Raw genomic sequence first — 21,831 nt, forward strand, 5'->3', positions numbered from 1 at the left:
GCCTGCCGGATGCACGCTCGGTCCTGTGTGACGTTACCGCCTTTGATCGTATTCCTGACATCGTCGCACAGGCAGAGCAAGATTACGGTCCTGTCGATGTGCTCATCAATAATGCCGGCTATGGACATGAAGGTATTTTGGAGGAGTCTTTTCTTGGAGAAATGCGCCGTCAGTTCGACGTAAATGTCTTTGGGGCCGTTGCTGTCGCCAAAGCCTTTCTGCCGCTTTTTCGTGAACGACGTAACGGGTTTATCGTGAACGTGACATCGATGGGTGGTTTGATCACGATGCCTGGCCTGGCGTCCTACTGTGGTAGCAAATTCGCTTTGCAGGGCATTTCGGAAGTGATGCGAGCCGAAATGGCACCCTTCGGCGTTCATGTTACGGCGCTGTGCCCAGGATCATTCCGTACAGACTGGGCTGGGCGTTCGATGGTCCGGACTCATCGATCAATAGCGGATTACGATGCTCTGTTCGATCCGATCCGTGCGGCGCGACACGAAAAGGACGGCAAACAGATGGGCGATCCACATAAACTGGCCGCCGCTGTGCTCGAACTCGTTGCGTCGGACGCTCCTCCACCGCAACTCCTCTTGGGCAGCGATGCTCTACGATTGGTTCGGGAACGGATCTCACATTTGAAGGCAGAGATTGCAGAATGGGAGGAATTAACCCGGTCGACAGACGGCTGATATTTCTGCGAAGCGGCGACTGTCAGCAGGCTGGTTCGATTAGCCAGATGTTCGAGGGGAGTGTGAAAGCGGTCGGGTATTACGCTCCCCATTCCTCCTCATCCATCAGCACCATCCTTACACAACCCTCTGATCACCAGCATAATGGCCGCACGTTCGCAGGGCGATCCAGCAGCCGATAATCCTCCATCGAGAGCCAGCGTGGCGAGGCCGTGAACAGCGGCCCAGCACGCGAGTGTCGCGGCCTCCAGGTTATCAGGTGCGACTTGCTGGACCCGCCGGACCATGACGCCATATGCATTGTCTTCAACAGGTGGTGGCCCGCCATCATGTCCGGCAAACATCAGGCGAAAAAGCTTAGGCTGATTCCGGGCAAAAGCGACATAGGCCTCGCCCTGTGCAAGCAGGGCCCTTTGGGCATCCGGCTGCTGGTCTGCGGACAGCAATACTTCGCGAAGCATCTCGAAACCATGCACGGCTACAGCGGCCAGAAGAGCCTCTTTGTCTCGAAAATGTCGGTAGGGCGCCATGGCTGACACACCTGCTTCGCGAGCAACGGCGCGTAGCCCCACCGCTTCTCCTCGCTCGAGAGACGCCAAAGCTGCGGCGACAAGGCGTGTCCGCAGATCGCTGGAAACGGAATCATTCATGTTTACAATGTACACCAAATTCAATACGCTTACATTGTAAACTCCATGGAGCTGCATCATGCAAGCCGCAATCAACCGCCAATCCGTCGACCTTTCTGCGTATCCCGATCTCGTGATGATCATGCTCGGTTTTCGGATGCGGAGCTGGCGCAGCCTGCTTGCCATGCGACGGATCGGGCAGGGATTAGCGCAAATCGCTCGTGATCGCCCAGATGGCCTGCTTGCTGACGAGGGCCTGAGGTTCAGTTTGACGCATATCGGCTTTCGTCAATACTGGCGCGATATGGATGCGCTCGAGCGTTTTACGCGCAGCGAACCGCATGCCGACTGGTGGCGCCGTATACGAGAGATGACGGCGGGTGCGGGTTTTTGGCATGAAACCTATCACGCCCGTGGCGGTATCGAGGCCGTATACGTCGGGATGGATCAACCTGTTGGCTTGCAGCGTTTCGCCCCTGAGAGAAGCCCAACGGGGCCTTTCGCGTCGGCTCGGTCGAGGATTCAAGGGGGCGCTGCAAACGCACCAACGCAGCACGCGCCTGAACCAGTGCAATGAATGCGCTCTGGTATCCCTAATATCGACCTGAATATGTTCGGCTGACCGCAACAGCCGACGATGATCTTGACCCAAGCCGCCCCAACCCGGGCGGCTTTTTTCGTTCTGGAGACATGATCGATGATCGCTTCATTGGAAATCGCTCTGGCGCTTCTGCGTCGGGAGGATATCGAGGGGCTGCGTCTTGCGCCCTATCTCTGCCCGGCCGGGTATTGGACCATCGGGATTGGCAATCGCTTCCTCGGTGATGGCTCACCCGTCACGGCTGTCACGAAACCCGTTACAGAAACCGAGGCGCTCGATCTTGCAGGCAAAACGCTGGCCGGGCTGAGCAAGACACTGCTCGAAGCGGTGCATGTCCCGCTGGCTCCGTGGCAGGAGGGGGCGCTTCTGTCGTGGCAGTTCAATGTGGGCAGTGCCGCCATGCGTAGCTCTACGCTTGTCTCGCTTCTGAACAGGGGCCTCTACGCGGCGGCGGGACAACAGCTTTTACGCTGGGACAAAGCCACGGTGAATGGCCGCCTTATCGTGCTGCCTGGCCTTCAGCGCCGTCGCCGTATCGAGCTTTCTGTTTATCAGGGCCGCCCAATTGCGGGTGTACCGTTTACGGTCTGACTGACCGTCTCTCTTCTCTCCCACAATCGAATATGGAGACACACTGCCATGACACTAGATTGGCAAAGCCTTTACGCGTCCATTCTCCCATTCATATCGGCCGAGATCTCGGCCGATATGACATTGGTTGGGACGTTTCTCGTCTCGCTTTGCGCGGTAATCGCCCGATTCTGGCCACGCCCTGCTGCAGGATCGAGATGGTTGATTGTCTATCGCCTGGTGAACTGCATCGGGATGAACGGAAGACACGCCGCGAATGCAGATGATAGCCGGAAAGGTTCTTAGGCTTCGCTGCGTTCAGTTCGCGGGAGGGGACGCATGATTTGTTTCAAGCCCCAATATGGTCAGGCGACGTATCGCTTCCGATCTTGACGGAAGATCTGGCTGCAGACGCCGCCATTCGTCCACCGAAGATATAAAACTCTTCGAGGCGACAAGCTGGATACGCTGATCTTGCTTCTCATCATTCATATTCGAGCGATAGCGTAAAACATCATATGCGCAAAGTGTGTAAGATATGTTGCGCGGTTGAGTAAGGTGTGTAAGTTGAGTGTTCGGACCTGGGGATTGCAGCCTCAGGCCCGAACTAACCTCCAGCAGGGATCACTCCCCATGCCACAGGCTGATGCCTCTCCTAGCACGTCTCGACGTGCTGTTCTCTCTCAACTTGCTGTTGTGCCTCTTCTCGGCTCAATCGCCGCATTCATTCCAGCTGCGCAGGTACTAGGCGAAGCCGATGCCACGCTACTGGGGCATATCGCTCGCGCTATCGAAACGCATCGGGTCATGAATGATCGAGCGCACAAGTCTTCCGACGAGGAATACCTCGCTCTCATGGACGAGTTTGACAGTCAGCTGGATGACCTGGCCGAGATCCGGGCCGTCACGCCCACGGGGCTCGGGGCCAAAGCATGCCTCATTCAGCTGTATCTCCCCTCCTATTTCCACGCGTTTGAGGTGGACGAGCGCAGCCCGGAAATCCGTCTCCTCCTCAGTTTCATCCAAGACGCCGCCTTCTTCGCACAAAGGAATGCCTTATGAATGAGATGCTTATCCCCCTCAGCTTCGAGGGCAGGGAAATCCGTGTGGTGACGATCGGCGGCAAGCCGTTCTTTGTCGGCAGGGACGTGGCCGAGCGGCTGGGCTACGCCAACCCAAGCAAGGCGATGACCGACCACTGCAAGGGGGTAACGAAACGCTACCCCCTTTCGACCGAGGGCGGAGTACAGGATGTCCGCGTTCTGTCTGAGCCCGATGTGCTGCGGCTGATCGTCCGCAGCAAGCGCCCCGAGGCCGAACGCTTCGAGCGCTGGGTGTTCGAGGAAGTCCTGCCCGCCATACGCAAGACCGGTGGCTACATGACAGCTGCCCCGGAGGAAACACCCGAGGCCCTCGCCGCCCGCGCTTTGGCCGTGTTGCAGGCCACGGTAGCCCGGCAGAAAGCCGCGCTGGCGGAAACATTGCCCAAAGCGGAGGTGTACGATCGGCTGGTGAATGCCGAGGGCAGTCTGTGCATCACCGCCGCCGCCAAGAACCTCCATATGCGCCCCAAGGCTCTGTTCGACTGGCTGGCGCATAATGGCTGGATCTACCGCCGCCCCGGCGCCGATCACTGGCTGGGCTATCAGGCCCACACCTCCAATGGCGATCTGGACCACAAGATCACCACCGTTACCCGTCCCGACGGCTCGGAAAAGGTGACAGAGCAGGTGCGTATCACCGCGAAGGGCCTCGCCAGACTGGAAAAGCTGATGCCTGAGCGGCTGCATAGCGTGGCGTGAGCGTGCGCCGTAGATGTGCACGTATTAAAGGAATGGGCGGTATCAATGATAAAAATATCGTGAGTTACATTTTTTAATTTTCATATATAGTCAAACTATATTCTTCATGAATAAAAGGGAACGCCGTGAGAAATAGAGTTTCAACCCATATATTACGTTCGTCTTTCCTTATTATACCTCTCGTCCTCGCTGCCTGTCAGAGCGGGCCAGATCGTTCACCCCAGGACACGGCGAGGTTGAGCCCAGACTATATCGACCCAACCAAATCCGTTTTCCCTCTTACAAACTACTCGCAGTTGGTCGATCAATGGATCCTGGCCGGCGCAGACCCGACTGCGGCCATTATCGACGCAGCAACCCAGCAGCGTTATTTCGCGGCGCTGAAATCACAATATTTCGGTATGGGTGATGACGGTCATTCCCCTTGGAACCCTGTTTTTGTGGGCAAGCTGCTCGCAGCCGGCGTGGAGAGCACGCGCGACTGGGGCATCAATGCTTATCTGGGTGCGGCGCGTCAGTCCTGGGGGCAGAACTTCAGAATTCACGATGACGCGTGGAAAAATGCCGTGCGCGATAACGCCGCGGTAGACATCGATAACGGCTATCACGCTGCCAATCGCGGTATCGCTCTGCGGGAAACCCTCGTGCGGGTGCTTCCGACAGATGACCCCGCCTATAACGACCCGCGCAAGGCAGGCGAGGGCTATCCGTTCGATAATCTTCAGATGTCGTCTGTGCGGCCTGGCACGCCGGTCTACACACTGACCGTCAGCCGCGATCATCGCTGGAGATATGTTGTCTCGCCGGATGTCACAGGCTGGGTGCATTATGAGGATATCGCCCAGGCACGTGAGCCGTTCGTGAATAGCTGGGTCAAAATGGCGTCAGCACATCTCGGTGCAGCGACCCGTCAGCCCGTCTCGATTTTTGACGATAACGTTTTTCATTTCACGGTCCGCATCGGTACGATTCTGCCGTTCAGGAGTGCCAAATCTGGCGTGACCGAGGTGGCTATCCCAGTGAGCGATGCCACAGGACATGCGCAGATCGCCTGGTATGCAGACCAGGATCAAGCCTTTGCGCCAATGCCGCTAGCGATGAATCGCGCCAATATTGCCATGCTTGTGCGCTCGCTCGTCAGCCGTCCCTATGGTTGGGGCAATTATAACTTCTACAACGACTGCTCGGCGGAGCTGCGTAGCCTGCTCATACCCTTTGGCATCCTCATGCCGCGCAACTCGCTGGCACAGATCCAGGCGACAAGCCGCACCGTCGATCTTGGCAAGGAAGATGTGGAGGCGCGGCTCGATTATCTCGTTAAAAACGGCAAGCCGTTCACCACGCTCATTCACATTCCCGGTCACATCATGATGTATATCGGGAATACTACCGTGAACGGCCAAACCGTGCCGATGACGTATCAGGATGTCTGGGGCTTGCGTCCTAAAGACGCTGACGGCCGTAGTATCATCGGCGGGTCGGTATTCTTCCCGCTCATGAAGTCCTACCCGGAAAACACCAACCTGCAGTCGCTTGCCGGCAAGGCAAAATTTGAGGTCGGCTTTATCGAGTAGCCATGGCGATGCGAAAGATCCTCGATCTGGGGGTCTTTCGCCATCTTGGTATATGGGCCGGTTATAGAACCGTGGCACCTACCCGGATAGAAAGCCGGATAAATCATCGCAAGTCTCAGGTGTTATCGTAATTATATCAATGACTTGTTGGAAAAACGAACAGGTTTTGTAAACCGAAGGTCGGGGGTTCAAATCCCTCACCCGGCACCATGACTCTCACGATGCACCCGAACAACAGATGATCTCTGCGCGGTTTATCCGACTGCGTCTGTGCTCGCCTGCGAGACGAAGGCATCGTTCGATGTTCTGCCTTCTTTGCAACGCCATTTCGACAGGCAGGGGTAGTGTTCCCCTGGTGGCGAGCTCCAATACGCCCGAAGCGGGCGACCTTCTAATGCACTCCGGAAACGGTGCCTGACTTGTTCGCGTCAAGATAAGCGATAAGCGCTGCCAGTGCCTTCCCCAGTCGTTGCTGCAATGCGTCTGAATAATGCGCGCTGTCATGAGCGAGCTGATCGACAGGTATTTCCGGTATCATCGACGCGGCGGGCTCGCATGAACAGATCAGTGCCGGAGCATTGAACCAAACGTTTTTCGGGCCAGCGCTTCTGGGCGTGAATCCTTTTGGATCGAATCGCTCCGGCGCATCCCATTGTCCCTTCATGCCAAGAGGGAGTGGTGGAATCATGATGGGAAAGACACCCAGCGAGCGTGCATACCCAGCCAGAGCAAAGGCCGAGATATGTTGCATCATGGGGGTCTGGGCTCCGGAGCGCCCACTCAACTGACCGGATCTTTCGTCATAGTCATTGGGGCTGTCAATCGGGATGGTGATGTAGTCAGGTCGTATGCCCGCACCGAGTAGCGTATAGGCGCGTGCAAGGAACTCTCCGGTTGTTTGCCCGGCCCAGGAAGCATCGACATAGGATGTTGGATGGCCTGCGGTCGTCAGAACCGAAGCCGCAACGCGACCAAATCCATCATAGCCGGTTGCAGTGGCGAAGCCCTGTGTCAGGCTGTCGCCAACGCCCATCAATGTTCGGCTCTTCGTGTGGCTTCCGTAAACGACGCCGCCAACATAGAAGAGGGCCATATCCCGGGTTGTGTTGTCCGGCCTCATTGCGAGCCTGTTGCTGTTGACGAAATCCCCCTTGGCGAAACCCCATTCAGCAGTCTCGCTGGGAAAGGCCGACTTGAAGGTCTGTATGTTGATACTTCCATTGGGTGCTGACCCGACGAGATAGGCTACGCTATAGGCGTCTTGAGCGGTGACGACTCTTGTGAAAACGAGGCTACCCGTTTTCCCATCTGACCTCGGCAGGGAATGAAGGTTGATCTCATCACTGAGCGTATAGGAAGGCAGTGACGGGTTGGTAGCTGCTGCCAATATGGGGGTGCGGGAGCCGGCTACTGTTACCACGGTCCATGCGCCGCCCTCCGGGTTTGTCATGTCCGTTATCGATAGGCTTGGTGCAACGATGATGCCTTCCAGCTTTTGCGGGCTCAACGCTGTATTGACCAGGATGAGACGCATCGTCTCGAAACTGGTCGGGACAGAATAATCTGCCTGATAGGAGTATTGACCCGGTCCGGAAGCATTGCGGACATTGCTCCCAATCATCATTGCATGATGGGAGATCCTTGCCTCCCCTTCCTGAGCCCAGCTTATTGGTGCGGCCAGGAACGCAGCCAGTATTCCAGCCGGAAGGAGCGTAGCTGAAGTTATACGCAACAGGGCGATACTTCCGCCACGCAGCGTTCTCTTCGAGCCACCAGATCCGCCAGATCCGCGTTGAGCGACAAGGCTTTGTCGAACGCGTTGATGGCCTCGTGATACTGTCCCGCTTCCTGCAAGGCGATTCCCATATGTCCATATAGATGGCACTCCTTGGGGAACAGGGCGATTGCGCGCTGCAGGTATGAAACGCCTTGAGAGACACTCCCTGTCTTCCTCGAAGCCTCCGCAATACGGTGGTAGGCTTCGATATGTTCGGGATGTATCCGCACGATCTCCTTGCAGATTGCGACGACTTTCTCGTGATCGCCCATGGCTTTCGCGTCAAGGGCCAGCTCGTACATATGCGACGGTACATTGACGCCCTCGGCCTGAAGGCGGCCGATCAGGCTTTTGACCCAACGCGGATGCTGCCTGATGATAAGGGCCGAGAGCAGGCCAAGCAGGTAAGGCAACTTGTCTTTCTTCTGACGTCGCAGAACGGTGCGTACGTCATGATGATTTCCATCAATCATCGCAGCGAAGATCTTTGACATCGTCGCCGATCCGGAAAATGCGAAAATTGCGGGGTGACCGATATAATGAACCGGTATGAGTTCTGCGTGAGGCAGGGCCGCCATTATGGCTTGGGTGTGAGCGTAATCAGGCGGATCGACTGGATCGGATACGAGGTAGATCTTGTTCCTGAGCGTCGAATAGCCGGAATTGGACCGTATCTCCATCGCTCCGTGAAGATGGGGGGCGAAGTAGCGGGTGAAACGAGGCTCATATGGGGCCTTGGCAGGGTCGATCGACCACTGAGGCGCCACTGCGAGAGTAATGTTGGCATCCAGCAGTTCTGCATAGCGCAGGGCTGCATAGGCGCCCATGCTTGCGGCATATGAAAGAGTGAAACGGTCGACGAGGAACGGCATGGCAGCAGCGATTGCCCGCCGCATGGATTTCTCAGGATACCATTGCGGGCCAGTTGCGACGAAGGCCACACAGTTCAGATCAAGCCGTTCGGCAAGATGTTCCCCCCAGAAATTGCGACCGTTTGCCTGGAAGGTAAGTTCGGAAAAAAAGATATAGGTGACGTCGCTCTGGCCGGGTCGGAAAAAGACCTGAATGTGTTCGTCAGAATAAATGAGGGGCATTTCAGAGCCGATCCGTGAGGCAGGTTTATCGCAAAATCATCGCATTTTGCCCGCTCGATATAACAACCCGGTAGGATGGACCGTAATCAATACGATGTTAATAATCTGACTTATGGTGACGGCATCATGTCACGATCATGTACTGAGATCACGGTGGTTGATGAGGGCCAGGTTACCTGGAGTACTCAAAGAACATGTCGTTAAATCCTGACTTCGTGATCAACATCCTTATTTTCCGGGCCTCAATGATATCTTCGGTCGATTCCTGTTATCCTCGTATTTCGACTTGATGACACGCGATCAGCGACACATGACATAGCCTTGAGCATCGGAGGTGTCCTGTGGAAGCGGACCGACCAAAGTAATCGTGGAGTTCAGGGGTTTCGACCGAGCCACTAGATTGAGCATCGTGATGCGATCCGCGCCCCGTCGGCACGGCTCGGGGCGTCATACGGTCTGGGGGTCCGTTTCCGTGTTCCCAGCGCGGAACGGGTCGTTATGCTTGGACGGAAACGACAGCTCTCCTGAGGAACAAGCACAACCTACGCCATATGCCAGCAGGGTTGATACGGCAGCGTGTAACGCAATTCTTCCGACCGGTTGCTGTCATGGGGATGTGACGCGGGTCAGCACCGTTCAGTGCAGCATCGGCAACTCGGCCAGGGCCGGTTTGGCGTAGATATAGCCTTGTTGAAGCGAAATACCGAGATCCGACAGGACCTTGGCTTCCTCAGGGGTTTCGACACCCTCGCAGATCGGCGTGACGTTGAGCCCTTCCAGCATGGCGATGGTATGGCGCATCATGACCTGCTTGACCGGGGTGGTATCGATGGAACGTGACAGGCCCATATCGAGCTTCACGTAGTCCGGCTGGAAGCGCGAAAGCAGGCTCAATCCGGCATAGCCAGCACCAAAATCGTCAATGGCTGTCTTGAAGCCCATGCGATCATAGGTCTGGAGAATGTGCAGAAGATGCTCTGTATCCAGCGTTTCGTTTTCGCAGAACTCGAACAGGATGCGATCGGTTGGAAAATTGACGCGCTCCGCCGCTTCAAGCGTCGCGCCGATACAGGTCGTCGGATCATAGACGGCATTGGGCAGGAAGTTGATGGAGAGGAGCGCTCCCTGCTCAGCCAGTCCAAGTTCTGAAGCGAGGGTGATGGCTGTCACCCGGCATGTCTGGTCGAAGGCGTAGCGGTTTTCAGGCGTAACGCGTGACAGAATTTCATGCGCACTGGCACCATTCTTCCCACGAACCAGAGCCTCGTAAGCAAAGATCTGCCGGGTTGAGAGATCGACAATTGGCTGGAAGGCCATGGTGATGGGAACATCAAAGCCCGTGCCATCGCTGCAGCCAACGCATGCCTTGCGTTTTCGACCACCCCAGAATGATGCCATCATCGCGCTACCCCTCCCGCATCGACTTCGCGCCATCCCGAACGCGAGTGGTGCTCACAAGTTGGTGATTCTGAGTCAGGCAAAGCGATTATTTTTGTGACAGCCGACAAGAAGGGAATGGGCTGGGCGCAACCGTTGATTTGGCCAGGCGAGGCGTGATCAGGATTTCGGCGCCATAAAAATAGAAAATCTCTCTATTCGGTATGTAAATAGGTAATTTTTTCTATAATGAGATTTAACAATAGTAATTTTATAAATATAATTTCCTTATGTACGAGAATGCAGTCTGTATGGATGCGGGAATGAAGGTGTTCGATCGGGATCCCCCTGTCGAAACCCGCTACGACACGCTCTATATCCCCCGTATCCCGGGGCATTACGATGCCGAATTCGGACTTTATGATCCCTACGGACGTTTGATCCAGACCGCTGGTCCACGCCGTGGCTGGCCCAATGCCAGTTTGGGGCAAAGTCAGAGCTGCTGTGTCAGCCCCTCATCGGCCTTCCCCACAGCACCCGACCTGCTCTATTTCTATGGTGGCAATATCACCAACCATTTTGGTCATTTCCTCACCGAAACTCTGCCGCGTTACTGGCTTGGGCGGCAGAGTTACCAAGGGTTGCGGATACTGGTCCATGCCGAGAAATCGCTTGAAGAACTCTTCTCTCTTACGTGGATAAGGGAGCTTTTCGACCTCCTCGGTTTGTGCCGCGACGACTTTGTGGTGTTCGACCGGCCCACGCGCCTGCGCGCTGTCGTCGTTGCCGGTTCAGCTTTTGAGGAAAATCACTTTGCCCATCATGCGTTTGCGCGGTTCTGTAATGACCTTGGGGAACGCTATGGCGAGCAAATAACAGACTCGGCTCCGCTCTACCTCACACGCTCGGGGTTCCAGAGCCAGATGCGTGTCATCCTGGGCGAAGATCAGGTTGCGACCCGGCTTCACCATGCAGGCTTTATGGTGATCTCACCGGAGGCCTTGTCGATCAGGCAGCAGATCGGGCTGTTCTCATCCCATCGTCCGACAGCAGGATTTGTCGGGTCGGCTTTTCACAACAGCATTTTCTGCGCTCGACCCATCGGAGTTGCCCTGTGCTGCGATGGGCTGGTGTCTTCCAACTACGTGCTCATGGACAAGGTCAATCGTGCCAGGATGGCCTATGCCCAGACCCCCGGTATCAGGACGGAAAAATTTGTTATTGGAGAGCCTGCAATCTACCGCCTCACCGATCCCCCAAGGGTCGCGCGCCATTTCTGCGATCTGGTGCAGCAAGGTGCATGGGCTCAGGTGAAAGATGAGGATCCCCCGGTCAGGGTTGACCGCATGCCGGATCGCGCCTTGCGTACGGCTCATGACACCTGCCTTCAGATTGACCGGCAGACAGGGTTGCTGCGGCATGGATCCGGCGGCGGAGCGCGTATCGAGAAGGTGCTCGTCAGTCTGGACGATCACGGCTGGGCAGCCCTGACGACGTCGACGGGGGATTGTCTGTCAGTGGAACAGAACACGCAGCAGGGTGCGGTTGTCTTCTTTCGCTACCAGCGCATTGCACATGACAGGGTCGCCCTGAAAAACCATGCCACCGGGCGCTTCCTGTGCGCCTTGCCCGATGGGCGTGTCTGCTGCGATCGTCTTGTGCCAGACGGATGGGAGCAATTCACGCTGTTTGTGCCCTGATCCCATTCGGGCCGGTACCTGGTCACGCAGTCAGTTCAAAAGGTAAAAGGCGCAGGCCGAAACCGTGATTGTGACGGGCAGGGTCAGCAGCCACGCCAGGGCGATTTTCGCGAGCATACGCATATTGATGCCCGATCCGGCGGCAACCATCGTGCCTGCCACGCCTGAGGTGATGATATGCGTGGTTGAAACCGGCAATCCGGTATAGCCCGCTGAGGCAATGAGGCCAGCGCCGACAAGTTCGGAGGCAGCCCCCTGCGCGGGGGTCAGATGCTGCTTGCCTATGCCCTCTCCCAGCGTCTTGACGATGCGGCGGTACCCCACCATCGTGCCGACACCAAGACACAGGGCGCTGAGCACACGGACCCAGTAAGGCGCATATTCGACAGTCGGGCGAAGCGCCCTGGCAAGTCGGGTGCTCGTCTGTTTCTCCTGCGACGAGGAGGCCGGATTGGCACTGACATCCCGCAGTCCCGAGAGAATTTCATAAACGTCGCCGCGGATCTGGGCCGGTGTTGCAGGTGTGGTAACCATCTCCAGGCGGTCGATGGAGGCCAGTGCGTCCGGCTTGAAGCTGTAGCGGTCATATTGGGCGATCAGGGGCCTTGCCTCCTGCGCCATCTGGGCCAGAGCTGCCCGGTCGGTCGGATGATCCGGGTTCATGGCATAAGTGGCGGGCATCAGGCCGATGATTGTCAGCATGATAAGCCCGATGCTCTTTTGCCCATCATTGCTGCCATGCGAGAAGCTGACGGAAGTGCAGGTCAGGATCAACAGCGCCCGGACAATCGGGTTTGGGCTCTCATCGGGTTTTGGGGGGGTGAAAAGGGCTGGCATCCGCACAGCGAAGCGAATGAGCAGATAGAGCATCCCGGCCAGAAAAAAGCCGAGCAGAGGCGAGATGGCAAGCGCACGCAGGACCTTCCAGATCTGCCCCCAATCGACGCTATGACCCAAATCCCGCGCATGCAGAAATGAATCGCCGATAGCGATGCCGATCAGCGCCCCGATCGTGCAATGCGAGGATGAGTTTGGAATCCCGAACCACCAGGTGCAGAGATTCCAGGCCAGAGCCGTGCCGAAAAGCGCCACCAGCATCGGCACCGCCGGGTTGCCATTGGGGGGTGTCAGCACATCGGGCGGGAGCAGCTCGACCAGCGCATACGCCACGGCAATGCCGCCCAGCAGCACACCCAGCAGGTTCATGAGTCCCGACCAGATAACAGCCACACGGGGCTTGAGCGAGTTGGTATAGATCACCGTTGCAACCGCGTTGGCCGTATCATGAAAGCCATTGGCAAATTCGAAGAGACAGACAAGCAGGAAGCAGATCGCGAGCATGATCAGCGATCCCGTGGAGGAAGGAGCAAAGTGAAGCATCGATCAGGAAGCCCTTGCAGCAGGATGCTCCCAATCTCTGTCAGCGTTGACGTTTGTGAAAGACTTTGACGCAGGGTTTCTCTGAAACTTCATGATTGCAGGGAAGAGGGACGCGATCTCGCCAGAGTTCCAGCCTGTCCTCCACCAGGCAGCGCAGCCGCAGAGGATCTCCTGCCTCCGCCTGCGCCCATTCCGGGTCATGTCTCTCCGGCCAGCGAGGGGGATATTATGCGAAGGTTTCTCTTGTTCTGTTGGCCGTCTGAATCTGGTTTGCAGCTTTCAAGGGGATGAGATGGCTTTTCGGTCGAGCGATATCCGGGCGCTGTCTCACAAGGTCACCACGAGCTTGCGCGCAGAGACACCACGGCGCTGTTGTTCCATGGCTTCTGGAACGTGGCCAAGACCATGCCCGACAACATAGGCGGGCGGCATGGCTCTATAAGCATCCTGTGCGAGCGCTTTGGGCAGGTAAGTCTCGTAAATCATCGGCCCGACGTCGTTGTGGATAAGAGAGCCGGCCCAGATTATCCTGGTGGCAGCCCCAAGGCGGTAGGATCGAAGCGTCAGGGCAAGATTGCCCATGATCATTCTGGCGACGGAAGGCACCAATTTGCGCCATCGTCCCTTTCCGGCTGGAACACTGTCGAACGATGTAGGCGGTGTGGCTTGAGCTACGAAGCGCCGACCTGTGCTTTGGGCAAGGATCTCCATACAGGCCTGCGCCGATCCCTGGCCGATTGCGATGGCACCGGCCATCTTTCGCCCACGCAACGCCCCGATAATCGTGCGTTTGACGTCGGGGCTGTTATAATCGAACGCCTCGCTTGCACCGAGCGACCGGACATAGCCGAAATTATGAGGGCTGCATGTGGTGATGACCTCATAACCCGATGCACGGGCAAGCTGTATGGCGTTGCTGCCTACGCTGGTCGAACCACCCCAGACGAGCAGGGTCTCTCCGGTCGGGACCGGGTTGATCTGCGGTGCAGCGAGGCCAAGGAAGTCCTTCTGGTACATGCCGCATGCTGCTGTGGATAGCCCCAGAGGAAGGACGGCCGCCTGTTCATAGGAGAGGTGCGCCGGTATGGGCGCGGTCATATGCGCGAGCAGCAGGACCTTCTCCTGAAAAGCCCCTTCGGCAGCCCGGTTGCGGCTTTTTTCAAGCCCTGCGGCCTGCCCGACTACGCGATCCCCCGGGGCGAAGCGCGTCACGCCTGCGCCAATCGCGAGAACCTCGCCAGCCACATCGGTACCCGGCACAGCGGGGTAGGTCAGATAGGACGTTATCACGTCGCCCATTGTCTGGATGTAGCGATCGAATGGATTGACCGCGACCGCATGGGCGCGAATCACGATCTCGCCCGGGCCCGGCGCAACAGTGGGCGCAGGACCCACAATCAGCCCACGACGTCTGGCGGGCAGCCACAGGGCAGCGTGTTCAACCATGAGGTGCGTCCTTTCTGATAGCGCTGACCATGATCTAGGCGTAATCGATATGGACCCTCCATGCTCGATGGTCGGTATTCTCGTCGCGATCGTCTGAGACTGATGGACCCTCTCTCCGATATCCTCACGCTGATGCGCCCGGGTGGCTATGGCTTTCGTGGTCTGGCAGCCGGGGGCGACTGGGCGCTCTCCTTCCCGGCAGCAGAGGGACTGCGCTGCTTTGCAATCGAGGCGGGAAGCTGCTGGTTCCGCTTCGCGGGAGATGAAGCGCCTGTGCGCCTGCAGGAGGGTGATCTCGTGCTGATGGCTGCAAGGCGGGAGGTCTTTCTATTTTCGTCTGCGGCGGTCGATCCTGTCGATGCCATAGCCCTTCTGACAAGTGTGCCGCCGGGTGCGCTGGCAACACTCAATGGGGGCGAGGCCTGTCGGGGTATCGGTGGATTTTTCGGGTTCGAAGGGGTGGCGCTCGATAGCCTGCTCGACGCCGTGCCACCGCTTTTGCATATCCATGCTGATGCCACCAAGGCTGTGCTTCGCGATGGTATACGGCGCCTTATGCGCGAGCTGGGGACACCGCGCCCGGGTAGTGCGCTTCTTGCCAGTCATCTGGCTCAGGCGCTTCTGGTGGAAGCCTTGCGCGCTCATCTCGAAGAAGGCGCGGCGCGACAGGGGTGGCTCGCAGCGTTGGCTGTTCCGGCCATGAGCCGAGCGCTTGGCGCCATGCATGCAGATGTCGCCCGGCGCTGGACGCTGCGCGAACTCGCCGGTGTGGCGGGCATGTCCCGAGCAAGCTTTGCCGCGTATTTCCGGCGCGTTACGGGTGAAACGCCCATCGCTTATCTGACCCGCTGGCGCATGATGCTCGCAGCGGATCGAATCCAGCATTCGCCTCTCACACTGGGTGAAGTGGCTCTTTCGGTTGGCTATGAATCTGAGAGTGCGTTTGGCGCAGCGTTCAAGCGGGCAATGGGCCAATCGCCCCGTGCCTATGGTCAGGATTCGGGGACGGGACGCCCGAAAGGGGGCCGATAACTATCTGAAGGTGAGAAAGGCGCATCCGGCTCTGCATGGGAACGTGGAAGGTCCACGTTAAACCGATCAGGAGCGGGTCACATGGCCGAGGGAAAGACACTGCCTCGGGCCTTGAGGGCACGGTTGGGCCCATGAACTGCCGGGGGGCATGGTGGCCCCCCGGTGGGAAATTCAGCGTCCGAGTCTGCGCAGCTTCTCGCCGCTCATCAGGCGCTTTTCGATCACTTCAAGCGACATACCCTTCGTCTCGGGCACAAAGGCGAAGGTAAGCACGATGAAGAAGGCATTGAGTCCGGCGAACAGCCAGAACGTGCCTGAGGTGCCGAACGTGTTCATGAGCGTCAGGAAGCTCGCACCCACCACCATGTTGGTAATCCAGTTGGTGAGTGTCGAAAGCGAGATACCCAGATTACGCCCCTGCATCGGCTGGATTTCGGAGCAGAGCACCCACATGAGCGGGCCCGCTGACATCGCAAAACCCGTGCAGAACAGCAGCAGCAGGAAAATGGCGATGAATTTCGATGTCTCACCGGACATGTCGGTGTTGAGCAGCACGGCAAGCGCAGCCATACCCAGCGCCATGACGGAAAAGCCGATATAGAGAATGGGCTTGCGGCCCCATTTATCGACGAGACCAACCGCGATGAACGTCGCGAGCATGTTCACCAGACCGATGATGGCCGTGCACCACATCTGCGACGTCGCATCGAATCCGGCGCTCGAGAGGATTTTCGGCGCGTAATACATGATGATATTGATGCCGGCGAGCTGCTGCATGGCCTGCAGCATGATGCCGAGTGCGATCGAGCGACGGAAATTCGAGTTCGTCTTGAGCAGTTCGAAGCCGTGCTGCTTGATTTCAAGCTGCTCGCGAATAGCCTTGATTTCCTTCGCAGCCTCAAGCGGGTCTTCACGCAGGGAGAGCAGCACTTCCCGCGCTTCCTTGTGACGTCCCTGCATGATCAGCCAGCGCGGGCTGTAGGGCAGGAAGAGCACCCCGATCAGGAAGAGACCAGCCGGAATGGCAGCCACACCGAACATCCAGCGCCAGTTGCCGCTATAGGAGAAATAGGTGTTGGACAGGAAGGCGAGGAAAATACCGACTGTCACCATCAGCTGATAGGTCGATACCATTGCACCGCGTGTTGCCTCACTGGCGATTTCCGACAGGTAGAGCGGCGCAGTGAAAGCCGAAATGCCGACGGCTAGCCCCATGATCACGCGAAAGGTGATCATGGAGGGAATGGACCAGCTCAGCGCACAACCGATGGAGCCGATGACAAAAATCGACGCACCCGCGATAAGTGAGCGCTTGCGGCCGAGCGCGTGAGACATCCAGCCCGCGGCAAGCGCGCCTACGGCAGCACCCGCCATCATGGAACTCACCACCCATTCCTGGGCAAAGGTTGAGGCATTGAACTGCTTGGCGAAGAAATCGAGCGCACCGGCCACCACGCCGATATCAAGACCTGACATCAAACCCGCAAGCGCGGCCAATACCCCGATTACGATGATCTTGAACTTGGTTGCATCGAAAACCGACGCCAGCACGCCATCTGAGTTTCCGGCATCTGTATCTATCGCCATCTTTAGGTCTTATCCTTTACCGGCGGCACGCAGTGTGCCGACTTCTCGTCCATTCCAGTTTCTCATGACCTGATGCGACAATCCGGCGAGCACTTCGCGGTCCTGGTCAGACCAGTGCGCGTCCTTCAGGTCGAGCAGAAGGGCGGCAAGCGCCACTTCGGCTGCCCGGTTTGCCCCGTCATCGGTCTTGATCGCAATTCCCAGCCCCAGCTCGGGTAGAGACGCGACCATGACCCCTTCTGCACCCATCTTGCAGAAGATTCGGTTACCGAAATGCGTCATCAATGTCGTATCGAAACGTCCGCTCCCTGCCACCATGAAGGGATTGGACGCGACTGCTGAACGCAGGCGTGACGCTGCCGACGCATCGCTTTGTGAAAAATTTTTGCCTGTGCCAAATCGGGCAAAACCCGTGGCCAGTGCCGCCAGAGGAACGGCGTAGGTTGGCATGGAACACCCATCCAGCCCGCGGTTTTCGTCATTATGCGGGATCGAGGTCGCCATGACGAGCGCCTCGGTTACCTGACGCTGCGCCGCGTGGGACGGATCGATATAGCCCTTCGGGTCGAGAGACTGGTCAATGGCGAGGCAGATCAGCCCGGCATGTTTGCCAGAGCAGTTGTTGTGCAGCGCATTTGGCACGCCGCCCGAGGCGGCAAGCGCCTGTGCTGCCTTGTCATAGGTGGGCCAGTGCGCCCCACATTCCAGACAGGTCAGACCCTGACCCGCCTTGCTTAGCATGGCAGCCGCCGTCTCGGCATGGCGGGGCTCGCCATTATGCGAGGCACAGGCCAGAGCAAGCTCGGCGTCAGTCAGGCCAAGACGATCGGCCGCGCCCGTAGCGACAAGCGGCAGGGCCAGCAGGGCCTTGACCGTCGAGCGTGGAAAGACGGGTTTGTCGATGGCACCCAGACCATGAACGACGCGACCGGCATCGTCCATGACAGCGATGCGCCCGAGGTGACGTGATTCAACGCGGCCGCCGCGTGTGACTTCGGCGATAGCGATATCGTCCATGACGGTTTCCTTGAAAGCTGGAAGGGCCCGGGCTCAGCCGAGCGGTATCTGTCTCGACAGCAGATAGCAGGATGCGCCCAGACGCGCACTCATGTCGGGGTCATTTTCGAGCCACGGTGCGACATGGGCCTGGCGCACACGCAGAAGAACAACCTGCACCCCATCTTCTGTTTGCGCGTGGTCGATCAGCAGCGCCAGCACGGCGGGGCGGGCGCATAGCAGGAGGGGATGGCGTGCATTGAGGGGAAGCCCGTCCAGAAGCAATGCCTCGCCAGCTTCAGCGCTCGTCAGGCAGTAAAGCCAGCCATCGTCTTTTTCCCGGTCGGAAAAGGCCCTTGTCGTGACCAGCAGAAGGGGAGCCTCCTCGGGGTCGAGACGGGTGCGTCTGAAGGGCGATACATAATCGAAAAGGTCGGGCTGGGTGCTGTCAGGGGACACCAGGCCGGGTGGCGTCCTGCGTGAGTGGCGAGCGGCAGGGCGCGAGCGGCTTTCGCCATCGGTGAAGGGGAGCTTTCCCGAGGAGGCCATCAGAAGCGGCTTTGACCGATCAGCCTTTCTGACACGTTGCGCACAGCCCTTCGATCTCGACCGTGGACTGGTGCGGCCTGAACCCGATCTTTGCGGCCGCACGCGCAATGGCGTGGGAGATCTCGCTATCCTCCACCTCGCTCACCATGCCGCAGCCACTGCAGATCAGAAATTGGGCGCGATGGCCGCACCCGTGACCATGATGACACTCCAGACGATGCGCGCAGCCAATGAAGGCGCTCATGCGCTCGATACGATGGATCAGCCCTTGCGCGAGCAGGAAGTCGAGTGCCCGATAGACAGTGGGTGGGGCGGCATTGCGCTGATACTGCCTGAGATGGTCGAGTATCTCATAGGCACCTACCGGCTTGCTGCTTTCCAGAATAAGGCCGAGCACCAGCCGTCTGGTTTCTGTCAGGCGGCTGGCACGCGTCGCGCAGAAAGACGCTGCACGGTCCAGAAGGGCCTGTGTGTCTGCCGAAAACGCGGGCTGATCTGTCGTTGCCGTAAGGGTGAGCATCTGGAAATTCCTTTTCCGGCTTGTCCTGACCAGAGTTCCGCCTCTATATCGCGTATCCCAGTCGTTATAATATAACTAAAGGCGACTTTTTTGCGCCAGCTTCTGCTCATCATGCTCTGTGTCCTCGCCCTGCACGGCCTTGCCGGAACCAGCCGGGCGCAGTCTGCTGCCGGTACGCCGGTCGCAACGCAGCCGCCCAAGGCCCGGATTTTCTGTGCCGAAGCGCTCTGGTGCGATCTCGCCACAGGGCTGGGGGGGGATTCTGTCAGCCCTGCCAGTGTCCTGACCTCACCGCGCATCGACCCGCATGATTTTCAGGTCACGCCTGATATGGCGCTTACTCTGGCGCAATCCAGTCTCGTAGTGATGACGGGTGGCCATTATGATGACTGGATGACCCCGCTGCTGGATGCCCAGCCCAATGCGGCGCGTCGTGTCATATCGGCATTCGATCTTGCCGGGCTGAAGCCGGGTGACAACCCGCATCTCTTCGATGACCCCGAGGCTGTCGGCCGGGTGGTGGATGCCCTTGCCCGTGACCTTGCTGCGCTGCTTCCCCACAAGGCAGACGATATTGCCGCCGCACAGGCGCGGTTTCACCAGATGCTCGATGGCTTCAATGCCCGGCTGAAAACCTTGCATCCCCGCACGCAGGGCATGAAGATTGCTGTTACAGAGCCCGTTGGGGGACCTCTTTTTGCAGCGCTTGGTCTGGAGATTATCGATCCGGACTTTGCGCTGGCGGTCATGAATCATGTTGATCCTGCGCCGCGCGATGTGGCGCGGCTGGAAGAGGCCCTCCAGCAGAAGGCCGTCAAGGCGCTTGTCATCAACCCGGCGGTCGAAACGCCGTCCATCTCACGCCTGATCGCGCTGGCCCATCGCTCCGGTATTGCTGTCGTGGCCTTTGACGAATTTCCTGCCCCCCCTTTGCTGTGGCAGGACTGGATGACCGTGCGGCTCAACCGGCTTGCAGCTGCGCTGGACATTCGTAACTGATTAGCCATGACTGATCTGCCCGATGCCCTGACCCTGCATGATGTGACCCTGGCCCATGGCAGCCGGGTCCTGTTTGCGCAGGCAAATCTCACCTTGCCGGCCGGAAGCTTCACCGTGCTGGACGGGGCGAACGGTCATGGCAAGACGACATTGCTGCGCACGTTGCTTGGTCTGCATCGCCCTCAGCAGGGGCGAATGGAAGTGCTGGGTCGCAATCCTGCCGCCATAAGAGGGCAGATCGGTTACATGCCTCAGGATCGTCGTCTGCCTGCGCCGCAGATGACCGGCCATGCGCTCATGGCGGCTTCATGGCGGGGGGCCTCTTTCGGCCTGCCGGGCTGGGGCGAGAAACTGAATGCCCGTATCTGGGCTGCTTTGACTCTCACAGGAGCCGAGGCCCTGGTCCGGCAACCGCTCAGCCAGCTTTCAGGTGGGGAGCGGCAACGGCTTTTCCTTGCCGAGGCCCTGCTGGATAGCCCGTCCTTTCTTGTTCTGGACGAGCCATTGAGCGGTATGGATACGCAATGGCAGACGCGGATTTTATCCATGCTGCACAAACGATGCCGCGACATCGGCATGTCGGTTCTCATGTCCTGCCACGGGCTCGACGCCGTCCGGCCCTATGCCGATCATCTGCTCCGGATCAGTGATCAGAAACTGGAGCTTCATGATGCTGCATTATGAGTTCATGCAGAATGCCTTCATGGCGTCGGGCGTCGTGGCGCTTCTGTGCGGGCTGGTGGGGTGGTTTCTGGTGCTGCGCGGCCAGAGTTTTGCGGGGCATGCGCTCTCGCATATCGGCTTCGCAGGGGCAACCGGTGCCGTACTCATCGGCATGACGCCTTTGACAGGTATGGTATTCTCTGCTCTGGCGGCAGCGCTGGTGCTCGGCTGGGAGCCGCAGGGCGATCTGCGGGCCAATGCGGCGAGCGCCAGTCAGCGGGATAGTGTGATCGGCCTCGTGCTGGCTGCCAGCCTCGGGCTTGGTCTGCTGTTCCTGCAAATGGCCCATACCCCTGCCAGCAGCACCACGGCCCTGCTTTTTGGCAATGTGCTTGGTGTGGACCGGGCGACCCTGCGTATGTTGCTAGCGCTTGGTGGTGTGTCTCTGGCCGGGCTTTGCGTGCTGGGTCGGCCCTTGCTGTTTGCCAGCCTCGACCCTGACCTTGCAGCAGCCAAGGGCGTGCGGCTGCGCGTTGTGGCCTGCGGCTTCATGATACTTGTTGCGCTGGCCACGGCCATAGGCTCGCGCACGATCGGGATCCTGCTGGTGTTCAGCCTGCTGGTCGGGCCAGCCTCATGCACCCTGCGCCTTGGCCTCTCACCCTGGATCGGGCTTCTGGTTTCCGCACTTCTGGCCCTGGCTCTGTCCTGGGGTGGGCTTGTCGTGGCCTGGTATACCGGGGTGCCGGTCTCGTTCTGCATTAGTGCGGGGGCGGCGCTTTGCTATCTGCTGGCGCGAGCCATCGCCAGTCGCGGGCTTATCGCAGCTGCGCGTTCATGATC

Annotated in this window: 21 protein-coding genes; 11 read left to right on the plus strand and 10 right to left on the minus strand. The window is 58.4% G+C overall.

All coding sequences use genetic code 11. From position 1 onward, the window contains the following. The first annotated feature begins 2 nt into the window (after positions 1–2). Entirely contained in the window at positions 3–692 is a 690-nt protein-coding gene (locus Asbog_RS00385) for an oxidoreductase (protein WP_231944725.1), read from the plus strand. Between the two features lie 98 nt (positions 693–790). On the opposite strand, the gene Asbog_RS00390 is transcribed toward Asbog_RS00385, so the two are convergent. After that, complete coding sequence (locus tag Asbog_RS00390; protein WP_062165598.1) at positions 791–1,342, minus strand: TetR/AcrR family transcriptional regulator; 552 nt, start codon at positions 1,340–1,342, stop codon at positions 791–793. Positions 1,343–1,400: 58 nt separating this feature from the next. On the opposite strand from Asbog_RS00390, the gene Asbog_RS00395 reads away from it, so the two are divergent. From Asbog_RS00395 to Asbog_RS00415, 5 genes are all read left to right on the plus strand, one after another. After that, on the plus strand, positions 1,401–1,898 hold the full coding sequence (locus Asbog_RS00395; RefSeq protein ID WP_062163682.1) for a phenylacetaldoxime dehydratase family protein: 498 nt from the start codon (positions 1,401–1,403) through the stop codon (positions 1,896–1,898). A gap of 120 nt (positions 1,899–2,018) precedes the next feature. Then, positions 2,019–2,513: a lysozyme gene (locus Asbog_RS00400; protein ID WP_062163683.1), complete on the plus strand. Its 495-nt coding sequence runs from the start codon at positions 2,019–2,021 to the stop codon at positions 2,511–2,513. A 612-nt stretch (positions 2,514–3,125) separates the two neighbouring features. Continuing rightward, a complete protein-coding gene (locus tag Asbog_RS00405; protein WP_062163684.1) occupies positions 3,126–3,554 on the plus strand; it encodes a hypothetical protein in 429 nt (142 codons plus the stop codon). Then, positions 3,551–4,294, plus strand: coding sequence for a phage antirepressor KilAC domain-containing protein (locus tag Asbog_RS00410; protein WP_062163685.1), 744 nt, complete (start codon positions 3,551–3,553; stop codon positions 4,292–4,294). Before Asbog_RS00405 ends, Asbog_RS00410 begins: the two co-directional genes overlap by 4 nt. Before the next feature lie 236 nt (positions 4,295–4,530). Then, positions 4,531–5,868, plus strand: coding sequence for a C40 family peptidase (locus Asbog_RS00415; protein WP_371861651.1), 1,338 nt, complete (start codon positions 4,531–4,533; stop codon positions 5,866–5,868). A 391-nt stretch (positions 5,869–6,259) separates the two neighbouring features. On the opposite strand, the gene Asbog_RS00420 is transcribed toward Asbog_RS00415, so the two are convergent. From Asbog_RS00420 to Asbog_RS00430, 3 genes are all read right to left on the minus strand, one after another. Beyond that, a complete protein-coding gene (locus tag Asbog_RS00420) occupies positions 6,260–7,492 on the minus strand; it encodes an SGNH/GDSL hydrolase family protein (RefSeq protein WP_062163686.1) in 1,233 nt (410 codons plus the stop codon). Positions 7,493–7,590: 98 nt separating this feature from the next. Then, positions 7,591–8,739, minus strand: coding sequence for a tetratricopeptide repeat protein (locus tag Asbog_RS00425; protein WP_062163687.1), 1,149 nt, complete (start codon positions 8,737–8,739; stop codon positions 7,591–7,593). A gap of 636 nt (positions 8,740–9,375) precedes the next feature. Next, complete coding sequence (locus Asbog_RS00430) at positions 9,376–10,140, minus strand: EAL domain-containing protein (protein ID WP_307723595.1); 765 nt, start codon at positions 10,138–10,140, stop codon at positions 9,376–9,378. 299 nt (positions 10,141–10,439) lie between these two features. Here Asbog_RS00430 and Asbog_RS00435 point away from each other — a divergent pair, with 299 nt between their 5' ends. Continuing rightward, a complete protein-coding gene (locus Asbog_RS00435; protein ID WP_171840635.1) occupies positions 10,440–11,816 on the plus strand; it encodes a glycosyltransferase 61 family protein in 1,377 nt (458 codons plus the stop codon). Between the two features lie 30 nt (positions 11,817–11,846). Here the strand turns inward: Asbog_RS00435 and Asbog_RS00440 are convergent, their stop codons facing one another. After that, entirely contained in the window at positions 11,847–13,196 is a 1,350-nt protein-coding gene (locus Asbog_RS00440; RefSeq protein ID WP_062163689.1) for an inorganic phosphate transporter, read from the minus strand. Between the two features lie 327 nt (positions 13,197–13,523). Next, complete coding sequence (locus Asbog_RS00445; protein ID WP_062163690.1) at positions 13,524–14,642, minus strand: zinc-binding alcohol dehydrogenase family protein; 1,119 nt, start codon at positions 14,640–14,642, stop codon at positions 13,524–13,526. Between the two features lie 60 nt (positions 14,643–14,702). Here Asbog_RS00445 and Asbog_RS00450 point away from each other — a divergent pair, with 60 nt between their 5' ends. Beyond that, positions 14,703–15,674, plus strand: coding sequence for an AraC family transcriptional regulator (locus Asbog_RS00450; RefSeq protein WP_197669050.1), 972 nt, complete (start codon positions 14,703–14,705; stop codon positions 15,672–15,674). 171 nt (positions 15,675–15,845) lie between these two features. On the opposite strand, the gene Asbog_RS00455 is transcribed toward Asbog_RS00450, so the two are convergent. From Asbog_RS00455 to Asbog_RS00470, 4 genes are read right to left on the minus strand one after another with little or no spacing between them, the layout of a single operon-like run. Continuing rightward, complete coding sequence (locus Asbog_RS00455; protein WP_062163691.1) at positions 15,846–17,261, minus strand: sugar porter family MFS transporter; 1,416 nt, start codon at positions 17,259–17,261, stop codon at positions 15,846–15,848. Positions 17,262–17,270: 9 nt separating this feature from the next. Further along, positions 17,271–18,278, minus strand: a complete 1,008-nt coding sequence (locus tag Asbog_RS00460; protein ID WP_062163692.1) for an asparaginase — start codon at positions 18,276–18,278, stop codon at positions 17,271–17,273. Between the two features lie 33 nt (positions 18,279–18,311). Beyond that, positions 18,312–18,806 carry a hypothetical protein gene (locus tag Asbog_RS00465; protein WP_062163693.1) on the minus strand — a complete coding sequence of 165 codons (495 nt, stop codon included), beginning with the start codon at positions 18,804–18,806 and terminating at the stop codon, positions 18,312–18,314. 19 nt (positions 18,807–18,825) lie between these two features. After that, a complete protein-coding gene (locus Asbog_RS00470; RefSeq protein WP_062163694.1) occupies positions 18,826–19,326 on the minus strand; it encodes a Fur family transcriptional regulator in 501 nt (166 codons plus the stop codon). 90 nt (positions 19,327–19,416) lie between these two features. Between Asbog_RS00470 and Asbog_RS00475 the strand changes: the two genes are divergently transcribed. The 3 genes from Asbog_RS00475 to Asbog_RS00485 are packed head-to-tail and all read left to right on the plus strand — an operon-like array spanning position 19,417 to position 21,829. Beyond that, entirely contained in the window at positions 19,417–20,325 is a 909-nt protein-coding gene (locus Asbog_RS00475) for a metal ABC transporter solute-binding protein, Zn/Mn family (RefSeq protein WP_062163695.1), read from the plus strand. 6 nt (positions 20,326–20,331) lie between these two features. Further along, positions 20,332–21,009 (plus strand): metal ABC transporter ATP-binding protein, encoded by a 678-nt coding sequence (locus tag Asbog_RS00480; RefSeq protein WP_062163696.1) that lies wholly within the window; start codon positions 20,332–20,334, stop codon positions 21,007–21,009. Continuing rightward, positions 20,993–21,829, plus strand: coding sequence for a metal ABC transporter permease (locus Asbog_RS00485; protein ID WP_307723596.1), 837 nt, complete (start codon positions 20,993–20,995; stop codon positions 21,827–21,829). The genes Asbog_RS00480 and Asbog_RS00485 overlap by 17 nt, the downstream gene beginning before the upstream one ends. Positions 21,830–21,831 lie beyond the last annotated feature (2 nt).

The sequence above is a fragment of the Asaia bogorensis NBRC 16594 genome (assembly GCF_001547995.1).
GTDB lineage: Bacteria > Pseudomonadota > Alphaproteobacteria > Acetobacterales > Acetobacteraceae > Asaia > Asaia bogorensis.

What these genes read in the sequence shown, in the direction of transcription:
- Asbog_RS00390 (WP_062165598.1), bottom strand. Translation starts at nt 1,342, where the DNA reads ATGAATGATTCCGTTTCCAGCGATCTGCGGACACGCCTTGTCGCCGCA.
- Asbog_RS00395 (WP_062163682.1), top strand. Translation starts at nt 1,401, where the DNA reads ATGCAAGCCGCAATCAACCGCCAATCCGTCGACCTTTCTGCGTATCCC.
- Asbog_RS00400 (WP_062163683.1), top strand. Translation starts at nt 2,019, where the DNA reads ATGATCGCTTCATTGGAAATCGCTCTGGCGCTTCTGCGTCGGGAGGAT.
- Asbog_RS00405 (WP_062163684.1), top strand. Translation starts at nt 3,126, where the DNA reads ATGCCACAGGCTGATGCCTCTCCTAGCACGTCTCGACGTGCTGTTCTC.
- Asbog_RS00410 (WP_062163685.1), top strand. Translation starts at nt 3,551, where the DNA reads ATGAATGAGATGCTTATCCCCCTCAGCTTCGAGGGCAGGGAAATCCGT.
- Asbog_RS00420 (WP_062163686.1), bottom strand. Translation starts at nt 7,492, where the DNA reads ATGATGATTGGGAGCAATGTCCGCAATGCTTCCGGACCGGGTCAATAC.
- Asbog_RS00425 (WP_062163687.1), bottom strand. Translation starts at nt 8,739, where the DNA reads ATGCCCCTCATTTATTCTGACGAACACATTCAGGTCTTTTTCCGACCC.
- Asbog_RS00430 (WP_307723595.1), bottom strand. Translation starts at nt 10,140, where the DNA reads ATGATGGCATCATTCTGGGGTGGTCGAAAACGCAAGGCATGCGTTGGC.
- Asbog_RS00435 (WP_171840635.1), top strand. Translation starts at nt 10,440, where the DNA reads ATGAAGGTGTTCGATCGGGATCCCCCTGTCGAAACCCGCTACGACACG.
- Asbog_RS00440 (WP_062163689.1), bottom strand. Translation starts at nt 13,196, where the DNA reads ATGCTTCACTTTGCTCCTTCCTCCACGGGATCGCTGATCATGCTCGCG.
- Asbog_RS00445 (WP_062163690.1), bottom strand. Translation starts at nt 14,642, where the DNA reads ATGGTTGAACACGCTGCCCTGTGGCTGCCCGCCAGACGTCGTGGGCTG.
- Asbog_RS00450 (WP_197669050.1), top strand. Translation starts at nt 14,703, where the DNA reads ATGCTCGATGGTCGGTATTCTCGTCGCGATCGTCTGAGACTGATGGAC.
- Asbog_RS00455 (WP_062163691.1), bottom strand. Translation starts at nt 17,261, where the DNA reads ATGGCGATAGATACAGATGCCGGAAACTCAGATGGCGTGCTGGCGTCG.
- Asbog_RS00460 (WP_062163692.1), bottom strand. Translation starts at nt 18,278, where the DNA reads ATGGACGATATCGCTATCGCCGAAGTCACACGCGGCGGCCGCGTTGAA.
- Asbog_RS00465 (WP_062163693.1), bottom strand. Translation starts at nt 18,806, where the DNA reads ATGGCCTCCTCGGGAAAGCTCCCCTTCACCGATGGCGAAAGCCGCTCG.
- Asbog_RS00470 (WP_062163694.1), bottom strand. Translation starts at nt 19,326, where the DNA reads ATGCTCACCCTTACGGCAACGACAGATCAGCCCGCGTTTTCGGCAGAC.
- Asbog_RS00480 (WP_062163696.1), top strand. Translation starts at nt 20,332, where the DNA reads ATGACTGATCTGCCCGATGCCCTGACCCTGCATGATGTGACCCTGGCC.
- Asbog_RS00485 (WP_307723596.1), top strand. Translation starts at nt 20,993, where the DNA reads ATGATGCTGCATTATGAGTTCATGCAGAATGCCTTCATGGCGTCGGGC.